This is a genomic window from Schauerella aestuarii (assembly GCF_009866805.1).
Classification (GTDB): Bacteria; Pseudomonadota; Gammaproteobacteria; order Burkholderiales; family Burkholderiaceae_B; genus Schauerella; species Schauerella aestuarii.
This window is the reverse complement of the sequence record NZ_SIZW01000036.1, coordinates 41,614-48,099: the sequence shown is the minus strand read 5'-3', so window position 1 is coordinate 48,099 and position 6,486 is coordinate 41,614. Positions and strand designations below refer to the sequence as shown.

The following is a 6,486-nucleotide window of genomic DNA, read 5'->3' as shown; positions in this document are numbered from 1 at the left end:
TTCCGTTTCGTACTCGACGTGTGCCGTGTTGATCGTGATACCGCGTGCCTTTTCTTCCGGAGCCGCGTCGATCTGGTCGTAGCCGCGGGCTTCGCCGCCGAACTTCGCCGACAGAACCGTCGTGATCGCTGCCGTCAGCGTGGTCTTGCCGTGGTCAACGTGACCGATCGTGCCCACGTTCACGTGCGGCTTGGTGCGTTCGAACTTACCTTTTGCCATGATCTCTATCCTTTAACTATCAAGGAAACTTTAGAGCCTCGCCCCGGACACCCGGAGCGAAGCATTGATTGAAAATTACTTGGTACGCGCAGCAATGACTTCTTCAGCGACGTTCTTAGGCGCTTCAGCGTATTGCTTGAATTCCATCGTGTACGTCGCACGACCTTGCGTGGCCGAACGCAGCGAAGTCGAGTAGCCGAACATCTCGGCCAGCGGAACTTCAGCCTTGATGATCTTGCCACCACCGATGATGTCATCCATGCCTTGAACCATACCGCGGCGCGAGGACAGATCGCCCATCACCGTACCGGCATAATCTTCGGGCGTTTCGACTTCAACGGCCATCATCGGCTCGAGCAGCACCGGCTTGGCGCGACGCAGACCTTCTTTGAAAGCCATCGAACCCGCCATGCGGAACGCGTTTTCGTTCGAGTCCACATCGTGGTACGAACCGAAGAACAGCGTGACCTTGACGTCAACGATCGGGTAACCCGCGATAACGCCGGAACTCAGCGTGTCGCGAACACCCTTTTCAACGGCCGGAATGAATTCGCGAGGAACCACACCACCCTTGATCGCGTCGACGAATTCAAAGCCTGCACCACCCGGTTCGAGCGGTTCGACCTTGAGCACGGCGTGACCGTATTGACCGCGGCCGCCCGACTGCTTGACGAATTTGCCTTCGGCTTCTTCGCAAACGGTGCGGATGGTTTCGCGGTAAGCCACCTGGGGCTTGCCCACGTTGGCTTCGACGCTGAACTCACGCTTCATGCGGTCGACCAGAATTTCGAGGTGGAGCTCGCCCATACCCGAAATGATGGTTTGACCGGATTCTTCGTCGGTACGAACGCGGAACGACGGATCTTCCTGAGCCAGACGCGACAGCGCCAGACCCATCTTTTCCTGATCCGCCTTCGACTTGGGCTCAACAGCCTGCGAAATGACGGGCTCGGGGAAAATCATGCGTTCGAGCAGGATGTGCGAATCGACGTCGCAAAGCGTTTCGCCGGTCGTGACGTCTTTCAGACCCACAACGGCGGCGATGTCGCCGGCCAACACTTCCTTGATTTCTTCACGCTCGTTCGCGTGCATCTGCAGAATACGGCCGATACGTTCTTTCTTGCCCTTGATGGGGTTGAACACGGTATCGCCCGACTTCAGCACGCCGGAGTAAACGCGCACGAAGGTCAATTGACCCACGAACGGATCGCTCATCAGCTTGAATGCCAATGCCGAGAATTTTTCGCTGTCGTTGGCCGAACGCTGGATCGCTGCGCCTTCGTCGTCCATGCCGTTGACCGGGGGAATATCCACGGGCGAAGGCAGGTAGTCGATGACGGCGTCGAGCATGCGTTGCACGCCCTTGTTCTTGAACGCGGTGCCGCACAGCATCGGCTGGATTTCGCCAGCGATGGTACGCGTACGAATGCCCAAGGTGATGTCTTCTTCGGAGAGGTTGCCCTCTTCGAGGTACTTGTTCATCAGCTCTTCGGACGATTCGGCAGCCGATTCGACCAGCTTTTCACGCCATTCTTCAGCCGAGTCTTGCAGTTCGGCGGGAATGTCGACGTACGAGAACGTGATGCCTTGACCGGCTTCGTCCCAGATGATTGCTTTCATCTTGACGAGGTCGACCACACCGGTGAAGGTGTCTTCGGCGCCAATGGGAATCACGATCGGCACGGGCGAGGCCTTGAGGCGCATCTTCAACTGGTCATAGACCTTGAAGAAGTTGGCGCCCGTACGGTCCATCTTGTTGACGAAGGCGAGACGGGGCACACCGTACTTGTTGGCTTGACGCCATACGGTTTCCGACTGCGGCTGCACACCACCCACAGCGCAATACACCATGCAGGCACCGTCGAGCACGCGCATGGAACGTTCCACCTCAATGGTGAAGTCCACGTGACCCGGGGTGTCGATGATGTTGATGCGGTGCTCAGGGTAGTTCTTGCCCATGCCGCTCCAGAACGCCGTCGTTGCCGCCGACGTAATGGTGATGCCGCGCTCCTGCTCCTGCTCCATCCAGTCCATGGTGGCAGCGCCATCGTGAACTTCACCGATCTTGTGATTCACACCGGTGTAGAACAGGATGCGTTCCGTGGTGGTGGTCTTCCCTGCATCGATGTGCGCAGAGATGCCAATGTTGCGATAGCGCTCGATCGGGGTTTTGCGGGCCATGATGGTTTATTCCTTAAATTACCAGCGGAAGTGGCTGAATGCCTTGTTGGCTTCGGCCATCTTGTGCGTGTCTTCGCGTTTCTTCATCGCGGCGCCACGACCTTCAGCTGCGTCAATGAGCTCACCTGCCAAACGCAGATCCATCGATTTCTCACCGCGCTTCTTCGCGGCTTCGCGGAGCCAACGCATTGCCAAGGCCAGGCGGCGCACAGGGCGCACTTCAACCGGCACTTGGTAGTTGGCACCGCCGACTCGACGGCTCTTCACTTCTACGATCGGCTTGATGTTGTTGATTGCCGTGGAGAAGATCTCGATCGGCTCTTTGCCGGTCTTGGTCGCGACTTGCTCGAGTGCACCGTAAATGATGCGCTCTGCGACTGCCTTCTTGCCATCAAGCATGACAACGTTCATGAATTTTGCGAGCTCGACGCTGCCGAATTTAGGATCGGGCAGAATCTCACGCTTGGGTACTTCGCGACGACGGGGCATTTCAGCTTCCTATCTGTGTCAGTTCAGTTGAACCGCGTCAGTGACACGGCCGTGGTCATCCATTGATAGACGACCCCTTACATACCGCCTGCCCGGCATCATTGCCGCGGCGGCTGCACAACCCGGATACGCTGAGCGCTTCCAGGCACAACAACAATTACGCTTTCTTCGGACGCTTGGCGCCGTACTTCGAGCGCGCTTGCTTACGATCCTTGACGCCTTGCAAGTCAAGCGAACCGCGGACGACGTGATAACGCACACCCGGCAAATCCTTGACACGGCCGCCACGCACGAGCACAACCGAGTGCTCTTGCAGGTTGTGGCCTTCGCCGCCGATGTACGAGATGACCTCGAAACCGTTGGTCAGGCGCACCTTGGCGACTTTACGCAGTGCCGAGTTCGGCTTCTTGGGGGTGGTGGTGTACACACGGGTGCACACACCGCGTCGTTGAGGGCAATTTTCGAGCGCGGGGCTCTTGCTCTTGATGACGCTGACTTCGCGCGGCTTGCGCACGAGTTGGCTGATGGTTGGCATAACCTTTGAAATCCCTTTTACGTACCACTGGCAGGCCTGAAAGCCTGTTCCCGTTCTTGGGGGTTGCACCCAAAACGGCAGTCCGGGCGGCTGGAAGAACAACAACCCGGAAACCGCGTGATCTGGAGGCAGTTTGAGCAAAACCCGCTCAAAAACGCTGCGCAAACATCAACACGCGTAGTCGTAAAAGAGCGGAGTCATGCAAATTAGAACTGGAGCGCGAGGCACGGTGAGAAGATGCCTTGAGCTGCAGTTAGCCCGTGAGAGTACCCGTTGTGACCTGAGGTTGTCAATGGGTGTTGGTATTTACCCGCACCGGGTGTGATTGGACTGCCACAGCGGGCGGCGGCGCCCGATGCTGTGGCCCTGGCATCATCCGTGAATGTTGCTGCGGCGGTTGCCGAGAGACGGGACACGGGGTCCCGTGACGAGGCGACGCACCGGGCCTATTTGAACGTATGCGAGATGCTTGCGGGACGGCCGGCCTGGACGGTCAACCGCGTCGTATACGGCTCGGAGGCGCTGTTCCGGATCGAAATCGTGTACTGGCCGGGTGCCAGGCGTAATTGCCGCAGCGGCGGACTCACGCCGCGCGATGCGCCATTGACGAACACTTCGCCCCACGGCTGCACATTGATGGATACGGCCTGCGGCACCACCACCGGCTTCTCGATCGGCGGTTCCACGCCGGCCAGCGGCGGCAACGCATTGGGATCGACGGGCGCGCCTGCGGTACCGGCCGCAGCGATGGCCCCATTAGACCCTTCGACGGCCCCGCCCTGAACGCCGCCGGTCGCGGCACCCGCCGAGCCGGCAACGCCCGTGGCGGTACTCACACCGTTCGCGCCATTGGCACCATTCGCACCTGCACCAGTACCCCCTGCACCGTTCGCGGCCGGGCGGCCATCGGCGCCCATGACCGGTGCTGCGCCCGGCACAGCCGTTCCTGCCGCGGCAGAGGCAGAGGGAGACACGCCAGGTGTTGCTCCACCCACCGTGGCGCCACCCGCAGTTGCTCCACTTCCGGTCGGCCCCACATACCGGCCCGCCGAATCCAGCGGCGGCGGTTCGGGCGGCGTGGCGGCTGCGGCAGGTGTCGCCGTCGACCCGGCATTGGCGGCGCTTCCGTTGATGGCGCCCCCGTTTGTTGCGCTACCGCTGGCCATCGGCGCCGCTGCAGAGGAGGCTGCCGGTCGGACGCCGGCCGGACCCGTCGCGCCCGCGACCGGCTCGGGCGCACGCGGGGCGGGCGTGCCGGAGCTCGCACCGGCGTTCACCGTGCGCGTGTCATGCGGAAAACCATCCTGCAACCACATATAGATGCCGATGCCACCGCCGACCAGCACCAGCAGAATCAACAGCCACGGCGCACTGCTGCTGCGCTTCTTCGCCGAGGTTTTGACGCCGACCGGCGGCGTGGCGGCCGGTCGGGTAGGCGCGGTCCGCTCGGTCGCCGTGGCGGCACGGTCTGCAGGCGGCGTGGACGAGGCGGCCGGTACGGCGATGGGTGCAGACGCGGCAACGGCCGGGGCTGCGGGCGCCAGTGGCGCTGGAACCGCTGCCGAATCCGCATACTGCGCGGCGCTGTCTGGCGGGGTCGAACCGTCGGGCACCGCGGCGGGCAAGGCGCTCAAGGGCGCCGCCGACGCAGCGGCGGGCCGCACGGGCGCCGCCACCGGAGCCGGTGCGAAAAAGATGCCAAGTGCATCGGCAAAGGCTTGCAGCGACTGCGGCCGGCCCGACGGCGGCATCGACAGGCCGGCGTCGATGGCCGAAAGAAAGGCGGTTTCGTAACCGACGATGGCGCGCGCAGTGAGCGGCACGTAATCGTCACGGACGCAGCGATCGATGGCTGACGGGGGCACCGTGCCCGAGACGAGGCTGCACGCCACTGCACTCAGCGCATAGATGTCGGTCCAGGGGCCCACCGCCCACGCCGGGTCGTCCGTGTACTGCTCGAATGCGTTGAAACCCGTGGCACGCCCTTCGCGCAACGCGGTATCGCCGGCGCTGCGCGGTGCAAGCGATGCCGGCGCCAGCAATTGAGCATGGCCACCTTCTGCCAGCCCGATCGTGTCGGTAGAAATGCCGCCATGGATCCGGCCCTCGGCATGCAACGCCGAGAGCGGCGCGATCATTTCGGCGATCACCTGGCGGATACGGGCCTGCGGCACGGCGCCGGCTCGTGTGGCGGCGATCGCCGACAACGGCCGGGGCGGCACGGCAGCCGAACCTTCGGGCAATGCGCGGAGTGAGGTCATGGCGAAAGGGCTGAACATGATTGTGAATTCCGAAGCGGTGATCTTATCGCCGTAGGCCGGCCGTGGAGGCAAATAATTTCGAAAACAGCGTGACGTTGAGCGCGCCGCCATGCAGATAGGTGTAGAGCCCGGCGCCGTCGGCCTGATTGGTCCACCAATAGCTGGTGTGCGAACCGGGGTTGAAGCAGTCGGCGAGATCCTCCCATCCCAACCCAACGGGTTGGGCCACGGGCGCGGCCGCAGCCACCGGCATGCCGCTGTTCAGGATATCCATGATGTCGCTGCCGCCCCCTCCGCCCGCCAATGGCATGGCGGGCGCCCGGGGCGCGGACAGCATATGCATCATGTCGCCACGTGCCTGCAGCAACGTCTGGTCGAGCTGCTCGGGACTACATCCGTGACGTACTGCCGTCAGCAATCCTTCACCGATTGCGCGATAGAACCGTGCGGCGCGATGCAGCATGCCGGGTTCGTAATCTTCGTTGGCCACCTGCAGAATCGCACACACGGGATAGGCGCGCCCCACCCGATCGCGGCTGGGCGAGATGCAGCCGAACTGGACGCGTCCCGCGCCCAACCCGGAGGGAATCGCAAAATTCCACATCGGTGCCGACTGAAACGCGCGCAAGCCCTCTTCAGGCGGCGAATGGCGCAAGCCGTTCAATCCATGCTGCAGCCAGCGATCCCACCATCCGATCAGGTCGCGCGGCAAGCGCCGGTGCATGAAGTCGCCCCCGGCAGGAATCTTGCCATACCAGCCGAAGGGTTCGATCGCGGTTGCGGACGGGGGTGCCATGCGCC

Annotated in this window: 6 protein-coding genes; all 6 read right to left on the bottom strand. The window is 62.4% G+C overall.

All coding sequences use genetic code 11. The features are described from left to right. Positions 1 to 219, bottom strand: a 219-nt coding sequence (locus EYW45_RS00700; RefSeq protein ID WP_235938738.1) for a GTP-binding protein, incomplete at its 3' end; no start/stop codon positions are given. A 75-nt stretch (positions 220 to 294) separates the two neighbouring features. Beyond that, on the bottom strand, positions 295 to 2,400 hold the full coding sequence (gene fusA / locus EYW45_RS00695) for an elongation factor G (protein WP_161133454.1): 2,106 nt from the start codon (positions 2,398 to 2,400) through the stop codon (positions 295 to 297). Between the two features lie 18 nt (positions 2,401 to 2,418). Beyond that, complete coding sequence (gene rpsG / locus EYW45_RS00690; protein ID WP_161133453.1) at positions 2,419 to 2,889, bottom strand: 30S ribosomal protein S7; 471 nt, start codon at positions 2,887 to 2,889, stop codon at positions 2,419 to 2,421. Positions 2,890 to 3,046: 157 nt separating this feature from the next. Beyond that, positions 3,047 to 3,424, bottom strand: coding sequence for a 30S ribosomal protein S12 (gene rpsL / locus EYW45_RS00685; protein ID WP_161133458.1), 378 nt, complete (start codon positions 3,422 to 3,424; stop codon positions 3,047 to 3,049). A gap of 446 nt (positions 3,425 to 3,870) precedes the next feature. Further along, positions 3,871 to 5,703, bottom strand: coding sequence for a serine/threonine-protein kinase (locus EYW45_RS00680; RefSeq protein WP_161133452.1), 1,833 nt, complete (start codon positions 5,701 to 5,703; stop codon positions 3,871 to 3,873). A gap of 25 nt (positions 5,704 to 5,728) precedes the next feature. Then, positions 5,729 to 6,481, bottom strand: coding sequence for a type VI secretion system-associated protein TagF (gene tagF / locus EYW45_RS00675; protein ID WP_161133451.1), 753 nt, complete (start codon positions 6,479 to 6,481; stop codon positions 5,729 to 5,731). Positions 6,482 to 6,486: the final 5 nt, after the last annotated feature.

Bases quoted from the DNA above. Each gene is read 5' to 3' on its own strand.
- fusA (WP_161133454.1), bottom strand. From the start codon at position 2,400: ATGGCCCGCAAAACCCCGATCGAGCGCTATCGCAACATTGGCATCTCT.
- tagF (WP_161133451.1), bottom strand. From the start codon at position 6,481: ATGGCACCCCCGTCCGCAACCGCGATCGAACCCTTCGGCTGGTATGGC.
- rpsG (WP_161133453.1), bottom strand. From the start codon at position 2,889: ATGCCCCGTCGTCGCGAAGTACCCAAGCGTGAGATTCTGCCCGATCCT.
- rpsL (WP_161133458.1), bottom strand. From the start codon at position 3,424: ATGCCAACCATCAGCCAACTCGTGCGCAAGCCGCGCGAAGTCAGCGTC.
- EYW45_RS00680 (WP_161133452.1), bottom strand. From the start codon at position 5,703: ATGTTCAGCCCTTTCGCCATGACCTCACTCCGCGCATTGCCCGAAGGT.